Source organism: Micromonospora sp. CA-263727, assembly GCF_050942455.1.
In the GTDB taxonomy this organism is placed as follows: Bacteria; Actinomycetota; Actinomycetes; order Mycobacteriales; family Micromonosporaceae; genus Micromonospora.
In genome coordinates, this window is sequence record NZ_CP192031.1 from 3,835,605 (window position 1) to 3,858,466 (window position 22,862).

The window sequence follows — 22,862 nt, forward strand, 5'->3', positions numbered from 1 at the left end:
CATCGATGGACTCGAAGCCGAAACGCGGCATCAACCAGGACCAGCACCTCGACCAGAACGGTCGTTCAGTCCTTTCCGGTCCGGCGCAGCCGGCCGTCGTCGCGGTCGATACGCAGTTCCCGTTCGAGTTCGACGATGAGGGTCCGGAGATCGTCCAGCCGCTGGCTGATCGCGATCCGGTCCAGCTCGTCGGGCACCCCGTCACCGTCCTCGTCGTACCCGGGGGCGAGCCCCTCGGTCATCTCCAGCCGGCGCGCCTCCTCCATCGAGTTGACGAAGACCGCGATCAGGATGTTGAGCAGCAGGTTGACGGTGATCACCACGAAGCTGGCGTAATACAGCACGGTCCACGGGGAGAACTCCATGCCCTGGTCGATCAGGTCCGGCAGGGTCTCCAGGGAGAGCAGCACGAAGAGGGTCAGCAGCGACCGCCCGATGTTCCCGTACTCCTCCGGGTAGACGTCCTTGAAGATCAGCCAGCCGGCCATGCCGTAGACGTAGAGCGTCACCACGGCCAGGGCGAAGAATCCGCCGATGCCGGGCAGGCTCCGCCACAGCGCCGCGACGATCGTCCGCAGGCCGGGCGAGAAGCGCACCAGCCGCACCATCCGCAGCACCCGGACGACCCGCAACAGCGCCGAGTCGCCGTGCAACGCCGGGACGAAGATCGCCGCGATCACCAGGAAATCGAAGACGTTCCAGCCGTGCCGGAAGAAGTCCTGTGGCCGACGACCGTAGGCCAGCAGCCGGATGGCGATCTCGACGACGAAGACGGTCCGGAACATCCACTCCAGCGCGTACAGCGCCGTGCCCGCGGTGCCCAGGTGGGGATAGGTCTCCAGGCCGAGGACCACCCCGTTGGCGAGGATGACCCCGACGATGGCGATCTCGAACGGCCGCGAGGCGGAGATTCGGGCACACGTGTCGACCAGCCGGGAACGGTGCGCGGAGTTGGCCGGTCCACCCCGCTGGGCCGGCACGTGCAGACCGCTCACCGGATGGCCCGCCCCGGCGGGGGCACCGGGGCCGGCAGGGCCAGCCACCGTGCGTCACTCTGGCATCGACGTACGGCAGTCATGACCCACAGCCTACGGGCCGGCGGTGCCCAACATCAGCCGCCCGGGGGCCGGAAGGATCAACACGTGGGACGGTCGGTTGCCGCCGCGGGACGCGGCAACGGGGCGGCGCTCTCGCTGACCTGGTCGGCTATCCGACGGCAGCCCAATCTTGGCCGGCCGGGTCAGTAACCTCCGGTCCCAGGAAGGTGGCCGTCGCCGCAAGCCGCCCCGGGACAGAGGGCGCGAACGCCCCGAAAACGGAGGGTTCCCATGACCGTGACTCCGAGCATCCCGGGCGTGCTGTCGGTGCGGGTGCCCGGCATGGGCTGGTGCGAGCACAACCCGTCCGGACCGCGCCGCGAGGCGGTCCGCTGGTCCCCCGCCGCCCGGGTGGTGGGCGACACCCTGCGCTGGCCCGCACCCGAGGTGCTCACCGACCGCGCCACCAGCAGCGGCCCCTCCATCGTCGGCACCGGCAGCAACGCCTGCATGGCCTGGCGCGGCGCGGGCGCCGACCGGCGGATCTGGTACTCCCGTCAGGACCAGCTGGCGCCGGGCGCCGTACCCGGCGACAACCGGTACCGGTGGGGTCCGCAGTTGGTCACCCCCGCCGCCTTCACCACCTCCGGCTTTCCCGCACTCGCCCGGTACGGCACCCGGACCTTCCTGTTCTGGCGAGCGATGACCGTCCCCACCGAGATGCGCTGGTCGGAACTGCGCGGCCAGGACTGGACGCACCCGCGGTTCGGCCCCGGCGCGCACTGGGCCTACGAGACCCTCGACTGGATGCGTGCCGTCGACGGCGTGGCGGTGGCGGGGCACCGCGGGCGGCTCTACTGCGCCTACCGGGTGCACCTCGGCGGCGGCACCCGGATCGCGTTGCACGCGTTCGACCAGGACCTGATGGTCGTCGAGGAGAACTACACCTCGTGGCGTACCACCGAGATCCCGGCGCTCGCCTCCGACGGCGACAACCTGTTCATGGCGTGGCGCGGCCTCGAGGACCTGAACATCCACTGGGCGGTGGTTTCCGGCTCGACGCCCAGCGGCGAACAGGTCCTGCGCGACCGGGCGACCGCGGCCGGCCCGTCGCTCGGCGTCGTGGACCGCGGCCGCCTGGTGATGGTCTGGGTCGGCGCCCCCGGCGACACTGCCGTCTGGTGGTCGGAATACCGCAACGGCCGGTGGGGCCCGCAACAGGCGTTCAGCGACCGGAAGATGTACGTCGCGCTCCGCGCCAGCCTCGCCTGAGTACGGCATCGCGGGGGTGGCGCACCACCGGGTGCAGTGCGACGGGGGGCTGTGCGGCGGGGTGCAGTGCGGGCGGGACTAACCGCCGAGGCGGCGGACCATGTTCATGATGGTCTCCACCTGGGCGCCTCCCTTGATCGGATAGTTCGTCGCGCCGAGGTAGCCCCACCAGTCCCAGCAGCCGTTGGGGTTGCTCGCCGAGGTGATCGCCTGCGGATAGAGCACGATCGTGGCGTTGGTGTCGGCGTACTGGTTGAGGTTGGCCCGGTCCACGAAGGCCGTACCGACCCGGCTGTGGCCCTGTAGGCACCCGTGCAGCGCCACCAGCAGCCGGCAGCTCGCCCCCGACGCGCAGGAGGACGGGACGTAGGCGAACCCGTCGGCGTCCATGCTCAGACCGTTGGCCCAGCCGTTGACGGCGAAACTGTTCTGGCTGAACCGCACCAGCGTGCCGCCGAGCGGCCCGGTGTTCGGGGCCTGCACGGAGCCGTACAGCTTGCGCAGGAAGGAGTTCTGCGGGTCGGTGCCGCAGTCGTTGAGGTACGGCGCCGCCGTGGCGGAGCAGCCGACCGTCCCGTACGGCGTGACCCAGCCGTGCCCGGCGGAGGAGCCGCTGTCGTACTGCACGCTGGCGCCGAAGTGCTGCTGGTAGCGGACCAGGTCGTCGCTGACCGACCGCTTCACGGTGGAGTCGGCGCTGCCGTGGAAGACGTAGACCGGCTCGCCGGAGAGCCCGGAGACCGGGTCTACCCAGCCGTACCCGGCCCAGGTGCGGGTGTATGCCTGGAGGGTGCTCAGGTATGTCGGATAGATGTTGTCGCCGCAGCCGTAGAGCGCCTGCGCGACGTTGTTCTGCGCGCAGTAGTAGGGGCCGGCGGCGAAGAGGGCCGCTCCCCTGATCCGCTGCGAGTAGGCCACCTGGAGCTGGGTGGCCAGGTACGCGCCGGAGGAGACACCGGCGACGTACACACCCGAGACGCGGTACGTCGACAGCGTTCCCGAGACCGGCGTCTTGGTGTGCGGGGTGGCGGCGGCGTACGCGGGCGCTGCGGGGGTGAGCAGCAGCATCGCGACGGCACCGGCGAGCAGTCGCAGGGCAGTTTTCGTCATGACGCTCTCCCTGGTCCGGTGAGCGGCCGGCGGTGGTGTCGGCGTACGGCGACGCTAGCGTGAGCCACGTCACCGGCAACATGAGCGAAACCCACACGCCGCGGCACCACACTGTGGTGCCGCCCGCCGCCCGCCCTACGAACGGAAACTGTCCAAGACCTGGCGTCCACCGTCCATTCTGCGGGACGGGCGTGCCTGTGGCCGGGCGGTTGGCGTCGCCGTCGAGGAGGTGCCGGCGGTACGTTGTCGGGGCGCGCGTTGTCGGGGCGCGGTCAGTCGGTCGAGGAGCGGGTGACCGGCAGGTCGAAGTAGGTGTCCGGCCAGGGCTCGTCGCGGAGGCGGAAGTGCCACCACTCACGGTCGTAGCCGACGAAGCCGCCGTCGGTCATCAACTGCCGTAGCAGCCGCCGGTTCTCCCGGGCGGCGTCGCCGATGCCCGGCGAGTCGGTGTGGGCGAGCGGGTCGAAGCAGTCGAAGCCGGTGCCCATGTCGACGCTGTTGTCGCCGAAGCGCTGGTCGCGCGGGGCGGTGCAGGCGACCAGGGGCTGGCCCGGGAGGTAGCCGGGCTGCTCGGGCACCGGCACCTCGACCAGCGTCACGTCGACGGTGCTGCCCCGGCTGTGTGCGCTGGGCGCGCCGAGGTAGCCCCGGTCGAACAGCTCCGACTTGGCCACCCGAGGGTAGAACTCGGCCTTCATCTGCTGTTCGTCGGTGTGGCGGGCCCAGGTCTGGAAGTCCTCCACCGCGCGTTGGGGGCGGTAGCAGTCGTACACCTTGAGGCTGCGGCCGGCGGCCAGCGCGGCGTCCTGCACCCGGCGCAGCGCTTCGGCGGCCGGCGCGGTGAGCAGGCACAGCGCCTCGGGGTAGCCGTCGACGCGCCGCCCGACGAAGTTGTGCGCCGTGGCGTACCGGATGTCGGACCGGATGCGGGAATCCACGTCGGACAGCACGACGAGGCCCGGCCGGGTCGGCGCGGGTCGCGGCGCGGGCTCCGGCCGGGTGCATCCCGCCCCGGCAGCCGCCACCAGCGCGACCGCGACTCCCACCAGCAACCGTCGCGCCGGCCCGCCTCGGCGGGGCGCGCCGGCCGGGCCGGAGACTCTCACAATCAGCGACAGTATCGGCGGATGCCGGCTCGGTCCGGCGAACGGGTCGCTCACCGGACCGGCAAGGGGTTCGCTCGCCGGAGCGGCAAAGGGTCAGTCGCCGCAGCGGCGGTCGGCGGCGCGGACCCGACGGGCGGCCACCACCGCCACGACGACCGCGGCGACGCCCACGGCCAGCGCCACCAGCATTCCCGCGCCGGGTCCGTCGTCGAGGGCGGCGGACGCGATACCGCCGGTCTGCGCTGCGCCGGCCGGCTCGGACGCGACCGGCGACGGCGGGGCGTCCAGCTCGCCCGGCTCCACCAAGCGGCCGACCGATGCCTCCGGGGGCAGCGTGAACCCCCAGTCGAGCAGCGCGGCGCCCTGTTCCCAGCCGCGCAGCGGGCGGGGCTCGGCGCCGAGCAGCGTGACGACCAGCCGCCGGCCGTCGCGTTCGGCGGCCCCGACGTAGGTGTGTCGGGCGTAGTCGGTGAAGCCGGTCTTGCCCCCCAGCGCCCCGGGATACCGGAAGATCAGCTGGTTCCCGTTCTGGATCTGGAAGCCCTTGGCGCGCAGCGACTTCTGTGCCGGGATCCTGGTGCGCTCGGTGAGCACGTACCGGCGGAAGGTCGGATCGGCGAAGCAGGCACGGGCGATCAGCGCCAGGTCGTACGCGCTGGTGAACTGGCCCGGGGCGTCCAACCCGGACGGGGTGACCGCGTGGGTCTGCAGGGCGCCCAGCCGGCGGGCCTGCTCGTTCATCTCCCGCACTCCGCCGGCTGTCCCGTCCGGCCCGCCGCCGAGGCGGGCCAACGCGTTCGCGGCCTCGTTGCCGGATTGCAGCAGCAGCCCCAGCCAGAGGGTCTCCACCCGGTAACGGCCGTCCGGGAGCAGCCCGACCGCCGAACTGCCCGGCGCGATATCAAGGTCCTTGCGGGTGATGGTGACGACCTGCTCGGGGTCGAGCCGCGGCAGCATGGTCGCGGCCAGCAGCAGCTTCTGCACGCTGGCCGGGGTGGCGTACTCGTGCGGGCCGCAGCCGCCCAGCACCGCACCGGTGTCCAGGTCGGCCAGCAGCCACGAGGTCGCGGTCACCTTCGGCGGGGTGGGCACGCCCGGCGGAACGACGAGTCCGGGGGTGGCCAGCGCGTCGCCGCCGACCACCTGGTGCTCCGGCACGGACGGCGGCGGGGTCGGCCGGGGCGACCGGACCACCTTCGGCGCGACCGCCTTCGGGCAGCGCAGCGCGGTCGAGGTGGGCCCAGCACCCGGAGCCGGCGCGGCGGCGGGCGGCGGCGTGGCGGGAGGTGTCGGCGCACCGACGGTCACCGCCGCCGCACCGGGAGTCGCGGGCATTGCCGCGATCGCGACGACGGCGGCGGTGACGGCCAGGGCCCGGACTCTCATGAACACGCAGACTAACGGCACGATCGGCGATGCCGGGCGCCCCGCCGGTAGCGCGATCCGGCGTGTTCCGGCAGCGATCCGCACCGACACCGGTTGAACCGATCGTCACTGCCCCCCGTATCCACGGCCGAACCGAGGCAACGTCCGGACCTGGCACGGGAGCGCTCCCGACGCCCGGTCCGACTTCACCGGGAGGGGTCCTCGGCAGACCGGGCCGGGCCCGCGCTGCCGGACTCTTTCCGGGCATCCATGGCGCATCAGCCAGTGTGCAGCCGACGTCGTCGGCCCACCCGGCGGTCAATCATGAGGAGAGAGCATGGTCAGGCGTACGCAAACGCAGCGGAAGCACGCCGCTCTGAAGCTTGGCGGGGTCGGCGTGCTCGCCGTCGTGCTGCTGGGGGCGGGTTTGACGCTGGCCTCCGCCGCCGACGGCGCCGGGGCGCAGACGGCGAACTGCCCGACCGTCCGCGACAAGCTCTCCGGCGTGCCGGCCGCCGCGGTCGCCGGCGTCGAGCAGGAACTGGCCAACCTCGACAAGCAGATCCAGGAAGCCAACGCGCGCCTGGCCGAGCAGGCCGCCAACCCGCAGGGCGGCGCGAACTTCATCCAGAACGCCATCCTCGGCCCGCTGGCCAGCAAGCGGGTCGCCGCCCTCGACCGGATCGGGATCAACATCTCCCGCGTCGGTGGCCAGCGGCCCGACCTGAGCAGCCTGGCCACCTGCGGCCTGAACGCGGCGGGGGTGAGCAGCCAGCTCAACGGCAGCACCGGCGGCCTCGGTGACACGGGCAACGCCGGCAACGGCAACCAGGGCGGCGCCGGCAACGGCAATGCGGGCGCGGCCGGGGCCCAGACGGTGAACTGCCCGACGGTCCGCAACCGGCTCTCCGGCGTGCCGGCCGCCGCGGTCGCCGGCGTCGAGCAGGAACTGGCCAACCTGGACAACGAGATCGCCGACGCCAACGCCCGCCTGGCCCAGCAGGCCGCCAACCCGCAGGGCGGCGCGAACTTCATCCAGAACGCCATCCTCGGCCCGCTGGCCAGCAAGCGGGTCGCGGTGCTCGACCGGATCGGGATCAACATCCAGCGGGCCGGCGGACAGCGGCCCGACCTGAACAGCCTGGCCACCTGCACCCTGAACGCGCCCGGCGTGCCCAGCGCGGTCAACGGCAACGCCGGCACGGGCAACGCCGGGAACGGCAACGCGGGCAACGGAAATGCCGGCAACGGCAACGCGGGCAACGCCGGGAACGGCAACACCGGTGCCGGCAGCGGCGTCGCCCAACGGGTGAACTGCCCGGGTGTCCGGGACCGGCTGCCGGCCGTACCGGCCCAGGCCGCCGCCGAGGTCCAGCGCGAACTCGCCAACCTCGACACCCAGATCGCGGAGGCCAACGCCCGCCTGGCACAGCTCGCCGTCCGGCCCGAGGGTGGCCCGAACTTCGTCCAGAACGCCATCGTCGGACCGCTCAAGGACAAGCGGGTCGCGGTGCTCAACCGGATCGCCACCGCGATCGGTCGGGTCGACGGCAACCGCCCCGCCGACCTGGTCAACCTGGCGCCCTGCTCGGTGAGCTGAGGCTGATGAGCTGAGGCGGGTGGGCGGCGGCCGGGAGTCGCCGCCCACCCGCCCGCGCTGCGCGGTTGTTCACAAGTGGTTGACCGGCGGCTCACTCTCCGACTACAACCGCAGCAACGCTCGACCGGATCCCCCGGCGGCGGTCGCGAGGTGGTGGCCGTGGCTCTGATCTCCTACGACGACACCGATGCCGCCGCGTTCGCCGCCAGCCGCGAGCTGGCGCGGGGCGGCCTGCACCGCTGGCGGTACGCCGTCCAGCAGCACCTGCGGCCCCGGACCGGGTCGACCCTGCTGGATCTCGGCGCTGGCACCGGCGCGTGGGCGGGCGCGTTCGCCGAGTGGTACGGCGTCCGGGTGCTCGCGGTGGAGCCGGCCCCGGCGATGCGCGAGCGCTGCCCACACCGCCCGTTGCTGGCCGGGGACGCCACCGCGCTGCCGCTGGCCACCGCCAGCCTCCACGGCGCCTGGCTGTCGACGATGATCCACCACGTGGCCGACCTGGACGCCATGGCACGCGAGCTGCGCCGGGTGCTCCGGCCGGGCGCCCCGGTGCTGATCCGCTCGCCCTTCCCCGGGCGGCACCAGCGCATCGCGCTGTTCCACTGGTTCCCCGAAGCGGTCCGGGTCCTCGACGCGTACCCCGGTCTGGCCCGGGTCCGGGCGGCCTTCGCGCGGGCCGGTTTCCCGGTCAGCACCGTCGAACCGGTCGCGCAGACCACCGCCGACTCGCTGGCCGACTACGCGGGCCGGATGGACCGCCGGGCACACACCCCGCTCCAGCTGATCACCGACGCCGAGTTCGCGGCGGGGATGGCGCGGCTGCGTGCGGCGGCCGGCACCGCCCCGGGCGGGCCGGTCATCGATCATCTCGACCTGCTGGTGCTGCGCTGAGTTCACCACGCCAGGCGCGCCCGCGCCGGCCAGAGCGTGGCCCCGGGCCGTCCCCGGGCACCTTCTCCTCCCTACGGTTTGAGACTTGCCGTGACATTCCTGCCGAGAATCCAGCGATAACGCTGGAAAAGTCTCCACGGGCAGGTCAATGAGACACTTGAACCCGGCCAGGCCACCCGAAATCCAGTTCTCGCGAAGGGTTCGCATGCAGCAGCCAGCACGGTCCGCCGCCGACAGCCACGACGCGATCGAGGTACGCGGGGCGCGGGAGAACAACCTCGCCTCGATCTCGGTCGACATTCCCAAGCGCCGGCTGACCGTTTTCACGGGGGTCTCCGGGTCCGGCAAGTCCTCGCTGGTCTTCGGCACCATTGCCGCCGAGTCGCAGCGGATGATCAACGAGACCTACAGCGCCTTCCTCCAGTCGTTCATGCCGAACGTCTGCCGGCCCGACGTCGACTCGTTGCGCAACCTCACCCCGGCGATCGTGGTCGACCAGGAGCGGATGGGCGCCAACTCCCGCTCCACCGTCGGCACCGTCACCGACGCGTACGCGATGCTGCGCATCGTCTTCAGCCGGCTCGGTGACCCGCATGTCGGCGGGGCCGGCGCGTTCAGCTTCAACCTGGCCGAGGGCATGTGCCCCACCTGCGAGGGCCTCGGCCGGGTCTCCGACCTCGACGTCAACGAGCTGGTCGACGTGGAGAAGTCGCTCAACGACGGCGCGATCACCGTGCCGAACTTCGCGGTCGACACCTGGTACTGGCAGACCATCGTCGCCTCCGGCCTGTTCGACCCGGACATCAAGCTCCAGGACTTCACCCCGCAGCAGTGGGCGGACCTCCTGCACAAGCCGGCCACGAAGATCAAGGTTGGCAGCGCCAACCTGACCTACGAGGGTCTGATCGTCAAGGTGCGCCGGCTCTACCTGGCCAAGGACCGCGAGTCCATGCAGCCGCACATCCGGGCCTTCGTCGACCGGGCGGTCACCTTCACCACCTGCGCCGACTGCGGCGGCACCCGGCTGGGCGCCGCCGCGCTCTCCTCCCGCATCGCCGGTCACAACATCGCCGAGTGCGCCGCCATGCAGATCAGCGACCTGGCCGAATTCCTCCGGGGCATCGACGACGAGTCGGTCGCCCCGTTGACCGGTAACCTGCGGGACCTGCTGGACTCGCTGGTCGAGATCGGCCTGGGCTACCTCAGCCTCGACCGGGAGTCCGCCACCCTCTCCGGCGGCGAGGCGCAGCGGGTCAAGATGGTCCGGCACCTCGGCTCCAGCCTCTCCGACATCACGTACGTCTTCGACGAACCCACCGTCGGCCTGCACCCGCACGACATCGCCCGGATGAACGACCTGCTGCTGCGGCTGCGGGACAAGGGCAACACCGTGCTCGTGGTCGAACACAAGCCGGAGACCATCGCGATGGCCGACCATGTGGTCGACCTCGGCCCGGGCGCCGGCGCCGCCGGCGGCCGGATCTGCTATACCGGCGACGTGGCCGGCCTGCGCCGCTCCGACACGCTCACCGGCCGGCACCTGGACCATCGGGTACGGCTGCGCGAGCCGGTCCGCACCCCCACCGGCCAACTGCCCATCCGCCACGCCGACCTGCACAACCTGCGCGACGTCAGCGTGGACATCCCGCTCGGCGTGCTGACCGTGGTCACCGGGGTGGCCGGCTCGGGCAAGAGTTCACTGGTGCACGGCTCACTGCACCGTCGCGACGGGGTGGTCGTGGTGGACCAGTCCCCGATCCGGGGCTCCCGGCGCAGCAACCCGGCCACCTACACCGGCCTGCTCGATCCGGTACGCACCGCGTTCGCCAAGGCCAACGGGGTGAAGGCGGCACTGTTCAGCGCCAACTCCGAGGGCGCCTGCCCGACCTGCAAGGGCATCGGGCTGGTCTACACCGACCTGGCCATGATGGCCGGCGTCGCCTCGGTCTGCGAGACGTGCGAGGGCCGGCGGTTCACCGACACGGTGCTCACCTACCGGCTGCGCGGCCGGAACATCAGCGAGGTGCTCGGCATGTCGGTCGCCGAGGCCCGGGAGTTCTTCCCCAGCGGGCCCGCGCGGGTGGTCCTGGACCGGATGGCCGATGTCGGGCTGAGCTATCTCACCCTGGGGCAGCCGCTGACCACCCTCTCCGGCGGCGAGCGGCAGCGGCTGAAGCTGGCCATCCACATGGCCGACAAGGCGAGCACGTACGTGCTGGACGAGCCGACCACCGGCCTGCACCTGGCCGACGTCGACCAACTGCTCGCGCTGCTCGACCGGCTGGTCGACACCGGCAACACGGTCATCGTCATCGAGCACCATCAGGCGGTCATGGCGCACGCGGACTGGCTGATCGACCTCGGCCCGGGCGCCGGCCACGACGGCGGCCGGATCGTCTTCACCGGCACTCCCGCCAACCTGGTCGCCCAAGGCGACACCCTCACCGCCCACCACCTCCGCAACTACCTGACCACCTGATCCCCCCACCCCGCGCCTGGGCAGCGCTGGTCATGAGGTCAGCGGCGGTTTCGAGATCAGACCCGCCGCTGACCTCACGATCAACGGGAGGGTCGGGGAAGGTGGCGCAGCCAGCGGCGTTGCCAGGGTGTCTCGACGGCCTTGGGACGGTAGGCGGCCCGGACCCAGTCGACCGCCCGGTCGGCGGGCAGCCCGTCGAGGATCGCCAGCGCCGCCAGGGCGGTGCCGGTCCGGCCGGTGCCGCCCCGGCAGGCCACCTCCACCCGCTCGCCGGCGTACCCGCGGCGCAGCGCCTCGCGCAGGGCGTCCAGGGCGTCGGCGCGGTCCACCGGCACCCAGAAATCCGGCCATCGGATCCGCCGGTGCGGCCAGGCCGGGGTGGGTCCGGGCGCGAGCAGCAGGCTGAAGTCGGCCGGCGAGGCGGGATCGGCGACACGCCGCCCGCGCACCCGTACGCCGCTGGGCAACTCGACCACACCGACGTCGTCCGCCCAGCCCCCTCCGCCACCCATCGCACCAGTATCCGCCCGCGCCACGATCACCCGCTCGGCAGGGCCACGACGACCGTCAACGGGCCTCGCGGTCGGGGCGGTGCTGGTCGTCGGCCCAGGCGCTGCGGTAGAGGGTGCCACGCCCCTGCGGGTCGGGCACGCCGGCCGGCGCCGACTCGACCAGCGCCTCGCTCGTGTCGTCCGACCGCAGGCCACCGGCGCGCCGCGACCGGCGCATCCGGGTGACCACGAACCAGACCAGACCAGCCACGCACGCGACGATGACCAAATTCTGTAGCACCCCGGCGTAGCCCTCGACCAGATGCCAGTTGTCCCCGAGCAGGTAGCCGGCCAGCACGAAGGTGCTGTTCCAGATCAGGCTGCCCAGCGTGGTGTAGGCCACGAAGGTGAGCAGCGGCATCCGCTCCACTCCGGCGGGAATGGAGATCATGCTCCGGAAGATCGGGATCATCCGGCCGAAGAAGACGGCCTTGACGCCGTGCCGCAGGAACCACTCCTCGGTCCGGTCGATGTCGCTGAGCTTCACCAGCGGCAGCTTGGCCGCGATCGCCCGCGTCCGCTCCCGCCCCAGCACCGCGCCGATCCAGTAGAGCGCCAGCGCACCCAGCACCGAGCCGAGCGTGGTCCAGAAGATCGCCCCGACCACGCTCATCCGCCCCTGCGCCGCGACGAACCCGGTGAGCGGCAGGATCACCTCGCTGGGAATCGGTGGGAAGAGGTTCTCCAACGCCACGGCCAGCCCTGCTCCCGGGCCGCCGAGCCGCTCCACCAGATCGGTGACGAAGCCGACCATCCCGTCCTCGGGGGGCGCGGACTGGCCGACGACGCCGGCAGCGGACGGGGCGTACGGGGACTGAGTCATGTCCACCACGCTACGAACTGAAGCTGGGAGCCGCTCAGCCGGCCGTCGACTTCGTGGGCGCGGAGCCCGTAGGCTGCGCTCTCGTGGGAGAGCAGTCCACGCGGGGTCCACTGAGGATCGCCGTCGCCCAACCGTCCTGCCGGGCGTACGACGTCGCGGCGAACGTGGCGGCGCACGCGGCGCTGGTCCGCGCGGCGGCGGCCCGGGTGGTGGTGTTCCCCGAGCTTTCGCTGACCGGTTACGAGCTGGACGCCGAGCCGGTCGAGGTGTCCGACCCGCGGTTGGCGCCGCTGGTGCGGGCGTGTGCCGAGACGGGGACGCTGGCCCTGGTCGGCGCGCCGGTGACCGGCGAGCACATCGGCACCCTCGCCGTGCGGGGCGACGGCGCGCGGGTGGCGTACCGCAAGATGTGGCTCGGCCCGGTCGAGGCCCGCCGGTTCACGCCGGGCCCGGCGCCGGCCGTGCTGGCCGTCGACGGCTGGCGGCTCGGCCTGGCCATCTGCAGGGACACCGGCGTCGCGGAGCACGCGGCCGGCACCTGCGCCCTCGGGATCGACGCCTATCTGGCCTCCGTCCTCGAGTCGGCCGCCGAGGCGGCGGTGCCCGACGAGCGGGCGTTGCGGATCGCCACCAGGCACCGGGTCTTCGTCGCGGTCGCGAGCTTCGCCGGATCGACCGGCGGCGGCTACGCCGCGGCGGCCGGCCGGTCGGCGGTCTGGGCACCGGACGGTGCGCTGCTCGCCCGGGCCGGCACCGCACCCGGCGAGTACGTGCACGCCACCCTGACCTGACGACGCACGCCGGTCAGTCCTCGTCGTCATTCCCGGACGTCGTCGCTTCGAGCCGGTCGATCAGGTTGCCCAGGCGGTCGGCGAAGTCGGCCGGAACCCGGCCGCGCTCGACCTCGTCGTCGAGGCGTTCCCGCAGGTCCTCGACCCGCTTCTCGCGGTCCTTCGGCTTGCCTCCGGCCAGCTTGGTGAGTTCCTTGCGCAGCTTCTCGGCGGCCTTGCCGTCGATCTTGCCGGCCAGCTGCGCCTCGGCGAGCAGCGCGACGAACTCGGCCGCGGCCTGCCGCAGGCTCACCGGTTCGGGCCGGGCCGTCGACGGGGTGGCGCTGGGTCGCGGCGTGGCCGGTGCGGTGGACGGCGGCGTAACCGGCACGGTGGTGGGCGTGGCGGTGGGCGTCTCGTCGCCCCGGTCGCCGAGGACGAACACCACGCCGAGGCCGATCGCCAGACCGGCCACGACCAGCACGGCGACCGGCGGGCCGGAGCGCCGCGACCGGCCGGGGCGGGCACCGGGCGGGTCGCGCCACGCGGCGGAACGCCGGTACCGGGCCAGACGTCGCCCTCCGCACCGCGCGGCGGAGCGCCGGTCCCGGACCACGGGTCGGCGTCCGCGGCACGGGCCGGAGCGCCGGCCGGCACGACGGCGGCGGCGGACCACCGGCCGGCGCGATCGATGAGGGTCGGTGGCTGCGCGGGTCCCGGCTCCACCGGGACGGGCGCCCCGGCCGGTGTGGAGATGATCGGCAGGACGGCGGTGGAGGACCCCGCCTCGCCGGTCGCGCCGGCCCGGAGCCGGGCGGCCAGCTGCCCGGCGGTGGGCCGCCCGGCCGGGTCGGCGTCGAGGCAGGCCAGCACCAGCTCGGCGATCTCCGCCGGCAGCCCCGGCACCTGCGGCGGCGTCACGGGCGGGCGGTGGTTGTGCACCGCCAGGGCCTCCTCCCAGCTGCTCACCGGCAGCGGGACGGCACCGGTGAGGGTGCGGTAGAGCAGTACGCCGAGGGCGTACACGTCGCTGGCCGGGTTCGGCGCCCCGGCGCCCAACCGCTCCGGCGCGGTGTACGCGGGCGTACCCATCATCGGTTCGCCGGGCCGCCCGGTGCCGGTGTGCTGCGGCCCGGCGAGCGCGGCGATGCCGAAGTCCAGCACCTTGGCGCCGGTCTCGGTGAGCATCACATTGCCCGGCTTGACATCCCGGTGCACCACCCCGATGCGGTGTGCGGCGGCCAGCGCGGCGGCCACCTGGGTGGCCATCCGGAGCGCCGGTGGCCAGGGCAGCGGGCCGTCGGCCAGCCGGTCGGCGAGGTTCTGCCCGTCGACCAGTTCCATCACCAGGTACGGCACCACCGTCCCGCCGTCGAGGGTGGCCTCCCCGTAGTCGTACACCTGGGTGACGTGCGGGTGGGTGAGACGGGCCGCGGCGCGGGCCTCCCGCCGGATGGTGGCCCGCAGATCCGGGTCGACGGCGAACGTTCCGGCGAGGACCTTCACCGCGACCGGCCGGCCCAGCACCTCGTCGTCGGCGCGCCACACCTCGGACATGCCACCGAGGCCGATGCGCTCGTGCAACACGTAGCGACCGTGCAACCGTAGGTGGGGCGTGAACGGCGACATGGCCGCCCAGTCTGCCTGGTCCCCGCCCGGCCCACCACCCGCCCGGTTCCGGTTGTGACCCGCGACGGCTCCGTCGCCTCCGCGCCCTGGGTCGAGGCCCCTGGCCGACCTGCGGCGGGCCCCGCCGACGGCCGGCCGCGCTCCGCCTCGGCTCGACCGAGGACCTCGACCCGGGGCCTAGGCCGGCCAGGGACCTCGACTCAGGACCTAGCAGGCGCGGGCCCGGATGTTGCCGGCGCAGCTGGGCGGGGCGGAGAGCGGGGCGGGCTGGATCTGGTCGGCGAGCCGGCGCAGGGCGCCGGCCGCGAGACGGCGGGAAGCGGCGAGCCGCGCGGTGCGGGGCGGCTCAGCGTGGACCGGCGCGTCCGGTCGGGCCGAGTTGACGTGACGCGTGACCGCGTCGACGGCGATGACGAGGCCGACGGGCTGTTCCATGGTCAACTCCTCAGGACGGGTCCGGAGCTGCTCCGGACGACGAGCGTGGTGGGTAGCAGGATCTGACCCGCCGAGACGTCCGTGGGCGGATCGAACAGGAGATCGGCGGCGGTGCGTCCCTTCGCCTCGCCGGGTTGCCGGACGGTGGTCAGGCCGGCCGACGCGGCCTCGGGAATGTCGTCGAAACCGGTCACCGACACGCTCCGGTCCTCCTCGCCGCTGGCGCGCAACGCGTCGAGCGCGCCCAGGGCAAGGACGTCGGAGCAGGCGAGCAGCGCGGTGCACCGCTCGGGGCCGACGTCCAGCGCACGGATGGCCGCGGCACCGGAGGCCCGGGTGTTGTCGGCGGCGGAGAGCACCGTCAGCTCGGACCAGGCGACACCGGCCGCCGCGAAGGCATCGGCGAAGCCGGCGAGGCGGTCACGGGTGGTGGGATGCGGCACGTCGGTCACGGCGGCCACCCGCGGTCGCCCGACGGTGCCGTCGCACAACACGTCGTCGGCGAGCAGGGCGACCCGCCGATGGCCGAGCTCGACCAGGTGCTCGGCGGCCGAGCGGGCCGCGGCCCGCTCGTCGATGCCGACCCATCGGTCACCCTCGGCAGGACGCGAGGAGGTGGTGACGAACGGCAGCCCCCGGCCGCGGATCGTGTCGATGATCCCCTCCTCCTCGCCTGCGCAGTAGACGCAGAAGCCGTCGACGGCGGCGTTCTCCACCGCCTTGCGCGCGCCGGCCAGGTCGGCGGGCAACGGCACCAGCAACAGGTTGCTGTCGTGCCGCTCGGCCGCCTCGGCGACCCCGGTGAGGAACTGCACCGCGAAGGGGTCGGTGAAGGCGTACGACAGCCGCGAGGTGAACAGCACCCCGATGGCGCCGACGAAGCCGCGCCGCAGCGAGCGAGCGGTCGGATCCGGTCCCGGATAGCCCATCTGCCGCGCGGTGTCGAGAATGCGCTGCCGCAGCTCTGCGGAGAGCTGGTCGGGGCGGCCGTAGGCGTTGGAGACGGTGCTGCGCGAGACACCGACGGCCTCGGCGACGGCCCGCAGAGTCGGCTTCACCGGCCCCTCCCCGTTCTGGATCGATTCAGTCTGGATCGATCCAGAGATTAGCCGCACGGCCCTGAGGGTGTCAATGCCCATGACTTCCGGGCCCGCGCGCGGGCTCCGCCCGCACGCGTCAGCCCCGCCGGCCGGTCACCGGGAATCGAGCTCGACGATCATCCGTTCGAGGATCTCCGGCGTACGCTCGGGCGGCTCGGCCTCGACGCAGAGCTGCTCCATCGCCACCGCGTAGTAGTCGAGGTCGTCCCGCTTGTCCAGGTAGATCGCGCTGGTCAACTGCTCGATGTAGACGATGTCGGGCAGATCCTTGTCGCCGAAGCGCAGGATGGTGAAGGCGCCACCGGCGGCGGCGTGCCCACCGGCGGCGAACGGGATGACCTGCAACCGGACGTTCGGCGTCCGGGTGGCCTCAAGCAACGACTCCAGTTGACCGCGCATCACCCGGGGCCCGCCGATCGGCCGGCGCAGCGCCGCCTCGTCGACGACCGCCCACAGCCGCGACGGGCGCGGTCGGCGCAACACCTCCTGGCGGCGCATGCGCAGGTCCACCCGGCGGTCGATCTCCTCCGGCCCGGCCCGGCCGTGACCGAGCAGCACCACGGCTCGGGCGTACTCGCGGGTCTGCAACAGGCCCGGGACGAACTGGACCTCGTAGCTACGGATGAGCGCCGCCGCGGCCTCCAGGCCGAGGTACGACTGGAACCACGGTGGGAGCACGTCGCCGTAGCGGTGCCACCAGCCCGGATTGTTCGCGTCCCGGGCCAGCTTGAGCAGGGCCATACGCTCCTGGTCGGCAGTGACGCCGTAGAGGGTGAGCAGATCGGCGACGTCGCGCTCCTTGAACCCGACCCGCCCCAGCTCCATCCGGCTGATCTTCGATTCGGAGGAACGGATCTCCCAGCCGGCGCTCTCCCGGGTCACCCCACGCGACTCCCGCAGCCGGCGCAGCTGGGCACCAAGCATCATCCGCAGCACGGTAGGGCCCGCCGCCGGGCCCTCCTCGGCGGAAACCATGGTCACCTGCCGCCCTCCGCATGCCGTCAGCGACCGAACCGGTGGACCGGCGCGGCCGACGTGTAAGCATGCCATGAACCTTCAGTGAGGTGAACCTCCGTCCCGGGCGTGGCGAATCCCATCAATGGGATGGCAGGTCAGCCGATCAGATGATCGAAGTCGCCGTCCCGGGCACCGAGCACGAACGCGGTGATCTCGTCCACGGTGTAGATCAGCGCCGGGCCCTCGGGGTGCCGGGAGTTGCGCATCGCGATCCCCGCTCCCCCGGGCAACTCCGCCAGTTCGACGCAGTTTCCACTGGGATTGCTGCGCCGGCTCTTCTGCCAGGCAAGGGGAGGCAACTGGTGGACGGGTACACCGTTGGGCGGCTGCTGCATGGGGCCTGTTCTCTCCGGGAGGCGCCGGCGCCGTGGGAGGAGCGGTAGCGGCACGAGGGGCGAAGTCAACTAAATCATCCTGCACATGCACGTGCATCTGCTATTGCATCTGCAATGGACAGCGAGCATGATAACGCATGTGCGCGGTGCTGAGCCGCTCACATTCTGTTACGCGAACCTGGCCGCCACCAGGGGAAACGAGGTGTCCGCCAGCGCCCGTCCGCCGGCGCTGGGACGCGCGTCGCAGCGAGGGGAGAGAGCGTGCCGGATCCGCTGACCGTCGCGTCCGGCATCTGCGCCATGGGCGCCCTGCTCTCCTCCTGGCAGTTGGGCCGCCGCGCGGTGCGCGCCGAGGCCGAGATCGGCCGCCTCCAGGCCGAGCTCACCGCCGAACGACACGCCGCCAGCCATGACCCGCTGACCGGCCTGCCCAACCGACGCGCCTTCTACCGCCTCGCCGCCACGCTGCTCACCGACAGCGCCGGCCGCCCACTGATCGCGGTGGTGCTGGACCTCGACGACTTCAAGATGATCAACGACCGGTACGGGCACGCCGCCGGCGACAAGGTGCTGATCAGCGTCGCCGAGCGGCTGGCCACCTTCGCCGGCGACAACCTGGTGGCCCGGCTCGGCGGCGACGAGTTCGCCGGGCTGCTGGCCAGCCCGACCGTCGATCGACGGTGGATCGAGCACGCCACCCGGCGGCTCTGCGACATGCTCGCCGCACCCATCCCGATGGGCCCGCTCACTCTCCAGGTGACCGCCTCGGTCGGGCTGGCGCCGGTGCACGGGACCCAGCTCACCGAGGCGCTCGACCGCGCCGACGCGGCGATGTACCAGGCCAAGGGGCTCGGGACGTCCCGGCCGGGCCGGGAGCTGCGCGGCACCGCGCACCTCGCCGAATGCTGACCCTCACCCGCGGCAGAGCTACCGCGGCGCCGGTGTCAGTGCCAGCCGTAGCCGGCGCGCAACGCCTGGCCGACCCGGTCGAACCGGGCCCGGTCCAGCACCGCGCCCTCGCGCCGGATGCCGTCCTCCCGCATGGTCAGCACCCGGTCCAGCCGCACCCAGCTGGGCCGGTTCTCCCGGTCCCACTCGCCGGGGCCGAGGGCGAGCCAGTGCCGCTCACCATCGCGGTCCCGCTGGCTGGAGAGCATCAGCCCGAACAGCGTCCGGCTGTGCCGGCCCACCACCAGCACCGGCCGGTCCTTGCCCTGCCGGGGGTCGTCCTCGTAGGACACCCAGGTCCAGACGATCTCGCCCGGGTCGGCCTGCCCGTCGGGCTCCGGGGCGTACGACAGCTCGCGGCGCTGCAACGCGGTGACCTGGCGGGTCCGCGCGACCCTGGCCGGGGTCGGCCCGGCACGCCGGGGGGTCGGGATCGCCGCGCCGACGCGGGCCGCCATACTCCTCAACAGACCTGCCACGGCGGCAGCCTATCCGCTGCCGCCGGTCCCGGCGTCGGCGGGGACGCCGGGCGTCCGGGTTCTCCCCGCGCCGCGGGGTGGTTCCGCCGTCGCGCGCTACGGCCGGGGCTCACCCGGGCCGGCGTTCGGGTCGATCATGCCGTCGGCGGCGGTGGGCAGCCGGGCGACCATCTCCCGGAACTCGCCGACGGTGACCGCCTCGCGCAGCGTCGCGAAGACTGCTGCCGCGCCGGCGCCCGCCGTCTGCTGGTCCACCCCGGCCCGCCGGCCCACCTGATACAGGAAGTCCGCGGGCGACGACCCGGTGTCCGGGGCGTCGCTCAACTCGGCCGGCAGGTAGCCGGTCGGGTCGGTCGTCGGATCGCTGGCCATCCGCTCCACCACGGTCTGCAACACCGCGCGCGCGACGGTGGCGGCCTGGTCGGGCGGCAGGCCGGAGCGGCGCGACACCGCGTCGACGAAAAGCGGAAACCGCACGGCGTCCTCCCGTCGTCAGCGCCGCGCTGGTTACCCCGGCCCGTCACCGGTAAACCGGCGCACCACGCGGGCCCGGGCCGGCCACGACCGCAGGAGAGACAAGTTTCCGGCAAACGAGGAGCGCGCGGCGCGCCGAGTTGGTCGGCACGCCGCGCGCCCGGAACGGGCCCGATGCCGACCGGGCGAAGCCGAGGGCTCCACACCGGCGGGCAAGGAGATCGCCCCGAGGTCTTCCGACCGGCGTACGCCGGCTCGCGCCCGCACGTCGCGCCCCCGTTCCACACCACGTGCCCGCGCGGCGGAAGACCGCACTGGCAGCCAGCCGTGCCAGGATCGACCGATCCGGGCACGCGGGTTGCCAGAGTGATCATTATCGTACGCGTACAGTTAGGACTCTTGTCAACGCTTGATTCCAGATCGAGCCCTCGTGTAAATCTGGTGTTCCGCTGCGCGAGGAGTCCCCATGCCTGAGGCCCCCGACCGACCCGGCGAGACCTTCGCCGAGCGCCTCGACTGGCTGTTCCGCACCACCCGGGACTCGACCGGCAAGCCGTACAGCGTCCGACACGTGGCCGGCGAACTGACCCGGCGGGGGTGCCGGATCTCCCACACCCACCTGAGCAACCTCCGGCAGGGGCGGTCGCCGGATCCCCGGCGGTCGGTGGTGGAGGCCATCGCCGCCTTCTTCGGCCGGCCCCCCGCCTTCTTCACCGGCCGGCCCGCCGGCCCGGATCCACACTTCCTGGTCCACGCGCTGGCCGATCCGCACATCGAGCAGGTGGCGATGCGACTGGTCGACGCCCGCCTGTCGCCGGAGGGGCACGCGGCCGTGGTGGCGATGATCGAGCAGGTGCAACGCCTGGAGGCCGCCGCCCGCAGCCGGCGCGACGCAGGCGAACGGCCCGCCAGCGGTGGCTGAGACCGAGCCGGCCCGCCGCGTGGCACCCCGGGCCGCCCCGGGCTGCGTACGCCTCGCCCGGTGGTGGCGGCGGGAGGACGCCACCACCCCCCGGTACGCCCACCAGGTACGCCGCTGCGACCATCTGCTCCACGGCCTGGTCGTGCCGCGCCCCTTCGCCCTGGCCGACTTCGTCGCCGAGTTGGCCCGCCAGCGCGGACGACCGCTGGTGGTACGGGCCGTGCGGACCCGGCGCGCCGAGGCCCGGGCCGTGTGGTGTCGCGGCACCCGCGCCGACCACATCCTGGTCAGCTCGCCCCGTTCCCGGCTGCACCGCGACCACCTCGTGCTGCACGGCATCGGTCACATGCTCTTCGGTCACGTGGGAGGTTCCGCCGCCGACGCCGGTCTCGCTCCGGCGCCCGGCGCGCTCCGGCGCGTGGTCCACACGCTCGACGAGGAGTGGCAGGCCGAGGTTTTCGCCACCCGGGTGCAGCAGTTGGCCGGCCGGCGGGCCGGTGACCCGCCACCGGCCCCGGAGGCCGTCCTGGCCCGGCTCTCCGCCACTCTGGAGGGTCGGCCGACCGCCCGCTGAGCGTCACCGACACCGGGATCACGCTGTTGACGAATCGTGTCAGGTCCGCCACTCTCGGACGTTGCTTCCGGTCGCCGCGACAGCTGGCGGGCCGCCGGAGCGTCCGAGGGGGAAGTGATGCGACGTCATAGCGGTGACAGCCTGAGTGACCTGCGGGATCAGTCGATGCGGTTGCTGGCCGCGCTCAGGCTGCCCGCCACCTTCACCTTCGCCCAGCTACACGAACGGGTCGAGCGGCACCGGGAACGGTCGGTGCACCTCATCCCCCGCCACCTACCGGCACTGGCCCCACACGGCCTCTGGGTGGCCGGCGAATTCGCCGACTACGTCTTCTACGACGCCGACGCCAGCACGGTGCGACAGAGCCTGATCATCGGCCACGAGTACGGCCACATGATGTTCGACGACGCCTCCGTGCCCGGCGACCTCGAACACCTCACCGCCATGCTCATGCCGTCGGTGGACCCGACCGTGCCGCGGGTGATGCTGGCCCGCAGCGCGTACGACGAGCCGATCGAACGCCGCGCCGAGCTCTTCGGGACCATCGTCGTGCAGCGGGCGGAGTCCTGGTCGGAGATCCCGGCCACGGAGCCGGCGGATCCCGAGCTCTCCGCGCGACTGATCGCGACGCTGGAGGGGCGGGCCCCACGGTGGTGAGTGTCGTCCGCGGCGCGATGATCGTGGTGCTCCTGGTCTGCTGGGGCCTGAGCCTGTACAAGCTGCGCGACCTGGCCCGGGACCGGGGCAACCTGTCGCTGCGGGTGCTCTGCCTGGCCCTGCTGACGATCACCGTGTCGATGACGATCCAGCCGTTCATGCCGATGATCGACCAGTTCCTCGGCGTGCTGGACGCCGCCCGGCTGATCTCCAACTGCCTCACCCTGCTGTGCACCACCGCCGCGCAGGCCTTCCTGCTCTACATGACCAGCGACGACGCCGGGACCCGCCGGAGCGTACGGCGCCGGAGCGTGGCCCTGGCCGTCACCGTGGCGACGATGGTCGCCCTGTTCGCGGTGACACCGCCCGCGGCCGGGCTCTCCGATCCCCGGGTACGCGACGGCGAGTACTACGGCGAGCCCTTCTACGCGCCGTTCCTCTACGTCTACCTGGCCTACCTGGGCTGGTCACTGGTGCAGGTGGTGATCCTGGCCAGCCGGTACGCCCGGATCGCCCACCGGCCGTTGCTGCGCTTCGGGCTCTGGCTCATCGTGGTCGGCTCGCTCTGGGGGCTGGCCTACGTGTCGGCCAAGCTGGCCGCGGTCGCCGTGGGCATCCTGCGGCCCGAGTGGGGCCTCGCCGTGGACGGGGTGGTGGTGCTCAGCTTCACCATCTCGATCCTGCTGGTGCTGATCGGCTCCACCATCGGATCCTGGGGGCCGATGGTGGGGCTGGACCGGCTGTGGGAGTGGGCAGGGGCGCTGCGCGACTACCACCGCCTGCACCCGCTGTGGCGGCGCATCCACGAGGTGGTGCCGCAGATCGCGCTGCTCCCCCCGGCGACCGGGTTGCGCGGGGCGCTCGCCGTCGCCCGCGACGCCTCGCTGCGCCGGGTCAGGATCACCGTCGAGATCCTCGACGGGTACGCGAGCCTGCGCCCGTGGATGTCCGACGCGGTCGCCGCGCAGGCCGAGCAGCTGGCCCGGCAGCACGGCCTGGCGGGGCAGCAGCAGGCGGCCGTCGTCGAGGCGGCCGTGATCGGCGCGGCGCTGCGGGCCCGGCGGGACGGTCTGCCCGCCGCCGACGGGGCCGGGCAGCGACCGGACCCGTTCCCCGGCCCCGGCGCCGATCTCGGCGCGGCCGACCAGGTGACCTGGCTGGCCCGGGTCGCCGGGGCGATGTCGACACCCCTGGTCACGATGATCGTCGCGGAGTCCGGTCCGCGCCCCGGAACCGCCCCGGCCCAAACCGCCGAACGGTAGACCCGCCCGCCTGCCCGCGCCGTCGA

General features: G+C 73.0%; 24 protein-coding genes. 10 read left to right on the plus strand and 14 right to left on the minus strand.

Annotated features, from left to right (window positions below):
• Window positions 1-65 precede the first annotated feature (65 nt).
• Window positions 66-1,043 carry an ion transporter gene (locus ACQPYA_RS16880; protein ID WP_433528039.1) on the minus strand — a complete coding sequence of 326 codons (978 nt, stop codon included), beginning with the start codon at window positions 1,041-1,043 and terminating at the stop codon, window positions 66-68.
• 285 nt (window positions 1,044-1,328) lie between these two features.
• On the opposite strand from ACQPYA_RS16880, the gene ACQPYA_RS16885 reads away from it, so the two are divergent.
• Window positions 1,329-2,309: a hypothetical protein gene (locus ACQPYA_RS16885; RefSeq protein WP_433528040.1), complete on the plus strand. Its 981-nt coding sequence runs from the start codon at window positions 1,329-1,331 to the stop codon at window positions 2,307-2,309.
• Between the two features lie 78 nt (window positions 2,310-2,387).
• Here the strand turns inward: ACQPYA_RS16885 and ACQPYA_RS16890 are convergent, their stop codons facing one another.
• The 3 genes from ACQPYA_RS16890 to ACQPYA_RS16900 form a co-directional block, all read right to left on the minus strand.
• Window positions 2,388-3,419, minus strand: a complete 1,032-nt coding sequence (locus ACQPYA_RS16890; protein ID WP_433528041.1) for an extracellular catalytic domain type 2 short-chain-length polyhydroxyalkanoate depolymerase — start codon at window positions 3,417-3,419, stop codon at window positions 2,388-2,390.
• A gap of 272 nt (window positions 3,420-3,691) precedes the next feature.
• Window positions 3,692-4,525 (minus strand): M15 family metallopeptidase, encoded by an 834-nt coding sequence (locus ACQPYA_RS16895; RefSeq protein WP_433528042.1) that lies wholly within the window; start codon window positions 4,523-4,525, stop codon window positions 3,692-3,694.
• Between the two features lie 93 nt (window positions 4,526-4,618).
• Window positions 4,619-5,911, minus strand: a complete 1,293-nt coding sequence (locus tag ACQPYA_RS16900; RefSeq protein WP_433528043.1) for a D-alanyl-D-alanine carboxypeptidase family protein — start codon at window positions 5,909-5,911, stop codon at window positions 4,619-4,621.
• Between the two features lie 316 nt (window positions 5,912-6,227).
• Between ACQPYA_RS16900 and ACQPYA_RS16905 the strand changes: the two genes are divergently transcribed.
• The 3 genes from ACQPYA_RS16905 to ACQPYA_RS16915 all read left to right on the plus strand — a co-directional run bounded on the left by ACQPYA_RS16905 (window position 6,228) and on the right by ACQPYA_RS16915 (window position 10,860).
• Window positions 6,228-7,490 carry a hypothetical protein gene (locus ACQPYA_RS16905; RefSeq protein WP_433528044.1) on the plus strand — a complete coding sequence of 421 codons (1,263 nt, stop codon included), beginning with the start codon at window positions 6,228-6,230 and terminating at the stop codon, window positions 7,488-7,490.
• 159 nt (window positions 7,491-7,649) lie between these two features.
• Window positions 7,650-8,381: a class I SAM-dependent methyltransferase gene (locus ACQPYA_RS16910; protein WP_433528045.1), complete on the plus strand. Its 732-nt coding sequence runs from the start codon at window positions 7,650-7,652 to the stop codon at window positions 8,379-8,381.
• 205 nt (window positions 8,382-8,586) lie between these two features.
• Entirely contained in the window at window positions 8,587-10,860 is a 2,274-nt protein-coding gene (locus tag ACQPYA_RS16915) for an ATP-binding cassette domain-containing protein (RefSeq protein WP_433528046.1), read from the plus strand.
• 80 nt (window positions 10,861-10,940) lie between these two features.
• Here ACQPYA_RS16915 and ACQPYA_RS16920 read toward each other — a convergent pair whose 3' ends face one another.
• Complete coding sequence (locus tag ACQPYA_RS16920) at window positions 10,941-11,372, minus strand: protein-tyrosine phosphatase family protein (RefSeq protein WP_433528047.1); 432 nt, start codon at window positions 11,370-11,372, stop codon at window positions 10,941-10,943.
• Between the two features lie 55 nt (window positions 11,373-11,427).
• The gene (locus ACQPYA_RS16925; RefSeq protein WP_433528048.1) at window positions 11,428-12,234 is read right to left on the minus strand and encodes a DedA family protein; all 807 of its coding nucleotides are present in this window, start codon (window positions 12,232-12,234) and stop codon (window positions 11,428-11,430) included.
• 83 nt (window positions 12,235-12,317) lie between these two features.
• On the opposite strand from ACQPYA_RS16925, the gene ACQPYA_RS16930 reads away from it, so the two are divergent.
• Entirely contained in the window at window positions 12,318-13,025 is a 708-nt protein-coding gene (locus ACQPYA_RS16930; protein ID WP_433528049.1) for a nitrilase-related carbon-nitrogen hydrolase, read from the plus strand.
• 13 nt (window positions 13,026-13,038) lie between these two features.
• Here the strand turns inward: ACQPYA_RS16930 and ACQPYA_RS16935 are convergent, their stop codons facing one another.
• The 6 genes from ACQPYA_RS16935 to ACQPYA_RS16960 all read right to left on the minus strand — a co-directional run bounded on the left by ACQPYA_RS16935 (window position 13,039) and on the right by ACQPYA_RS16960 (window position 17,520).
• Complete coding sequence (locus ACQPYA_RS16935) at window positions 13,039-13,317, minus strand: hypothetical protein (RefSeq protein WP_433528050.1); 279 nt, start codon at window positions 13,315-13,317, stop codon at window positions 13,039-13,041.
• Window positions 13,314-14,591, minus strand: a complete 1,278-nt coding sequence (locus ACQPYA_RS16940; RefSeq protein ID WP_433528051.1) for a protein kinase domain-containing protein — start codon at window positions 14,589-14,591, stop codon at window positions 13,314-13,316. The genes ACQPYA_RS16935 and ACQPYA_RS16940 overlap by 4 nt, the downstream gene beginning before the upstream one ends.
• Before the next feature lie 249 nt (window positions 14,592-14,840).
• Window positions 14,841-15,068, minus strand: a complete 228-nt coding sequence (locus tag ACQPYA_RS16945; protein WP_433528052.1) for a hypothetical protein — start codon at window positions 15,066-15,068, stop codon at window positions 14,841-14,843.
• A 2-nt stretch (window positions 15,069-15,070) separates the two neighbouring features.
• The gene (locus ACQPYA_RS16950) at window positions 15,071-16,126 is read right to left on the minus strand and encodes a LacI family DNA-binding transcriptional regulator (RefSeq protein ID WP_433528053.1); all 1,056 of its coding nucleotides are present in this window, start codon (window positions 16,124-16,126) and stop codon (window positions 15,071-15,073) included.
• A 135-nt stretch (window positions 16,127-16,261) separates the two neighbouring features.
• Window positions 16,262-17,143: a helix-turn-helix domain-containing protein gene (locus tag ACQPYA_RS16955; RefSeq protein ID WP_433533521.1), complete on the minus strand. Its 882-nt coding sequence runs from the start codon at window positions 17,141-17,143 to the stop codon at window positions 16,262-16,264.
• A gap of 137 nt (window positions 17,144-17,280) precedes the next feature.
• Window positions 17,281-17,520 carry a DUF397 domain-containing protein gene (locus ACQPYA_RS16960; protein WP_433528054.1) on the minus strand — a complete coding sequence of 80 codons (240 nt, stop codon included), beginning with the start codon at window positions 17,518-17,520 and terminating at the stop codon, window positions 17,281-17,283.
• 261 nt (window positions 17,521-17,781) lie between these two features.
• Between ACQPYA_RS16960 and ACQPYA_RS16965 the strand changes: the two genes are divergently transcribed.
• Window positions 17,782-18,429 (plus strand): GGDEF domain-containing protein, encoded by a 648-nt coding sequence (locus ACQPYA_RS16965; RefSeq protein ID WP_433528055.1) that lies wholly within the window; start codon window positions 17,782-17,784, stop codon window positions 18,427-18,429.
• Between the two features lie 35 nt (window positions 18,430-18,464).
• Here the strand turns inward: ACQPYA_RS16965 and ACQPYA_RS16970 are convergent, their stop codons facing one another.
• On the minus strand, window positions 18,465-18,947 hold the full coding sequence (locus ACQPYA_RS16970) for a type II toxin-antitoxin system PemK/MazF family toxin (RefSeq protein WP_433528056.1): 483 nt from the start codon (window positions 18,945-18,947) through the stop codon (window positions 18,465-18,467).
• Between the two features lie 96 nt (window positions 18,948-19,043).
• Window positions 19,044-19,424, minus strand: a complete 381-nt coding sequence (locus ACQPYA_RS16975; protein WP_433528057.1) for a DUF2267 domain-containing protein — start codon at window positions 19,422-19,424, stop codon at window positions 19,044-19,046.
• A 463-nt stretch (window positions 19,425-19,887) separates the two neighbouring features.
• Between ACQPYA_RS16975 and ACQPYA_RS16980 the strand changes: the two genes are divergently transcribed.
• From ACQPYA_RS16980 to ACQPYA_RS16995, 4 genes are all read left to right on the plus strand, one after another.
• A complete protein-coding gene (locus ACQPYA_RS16980) occupies window positions 19,888-20,343 on the plus strand; it encodes a hypothetical protein (RefSeq protein WP_433528058.1) in 456 nt (151 codons plus the stop codon).
• Entirely contained in the window at window positions 20,336-20,917 is a 582-nt protein-coding gene (locus tag ACQPYA_RS16985) for a hypothetical protein (RefSeq protein ID WP_433528059.1), read from the plus strand. The genes ACQPYA_RS16980 and ACQPYA_RS16985 overlap by 8 nt, the downstream gene beginning before the upstream one ends.
• A 117-nt stretch (window positions 20,918-21,034) precedes the next feature.
• Complete coding sequence (locus ACQPYA_RS16990; RefSeq protein ID WP_433528060.1) at window positions 21,035-21,574, plus strand: hypothetical protein; 540 nt, start codon at window positions 21,035-21,037, stop codon at window positions 21,572-21,574.
• Window positions 21,568-22,836, plus strand: coding sequence for an MAB_1171c family putative transporter (locus tag ACQPYA_RS16995; protein ID WP_433528061.1), 1,269 nt, complete (start codon window positions 21,568-21,570; stop codon window positions 22,834-22,836). Before ACQPYA_RS16990 ends, ACQPYA_RS16995 begins: the two co-directional genes overlap by 7 nt.
• Window positions 22,837-22,862 lie beyond the last annotated feature (26 nt).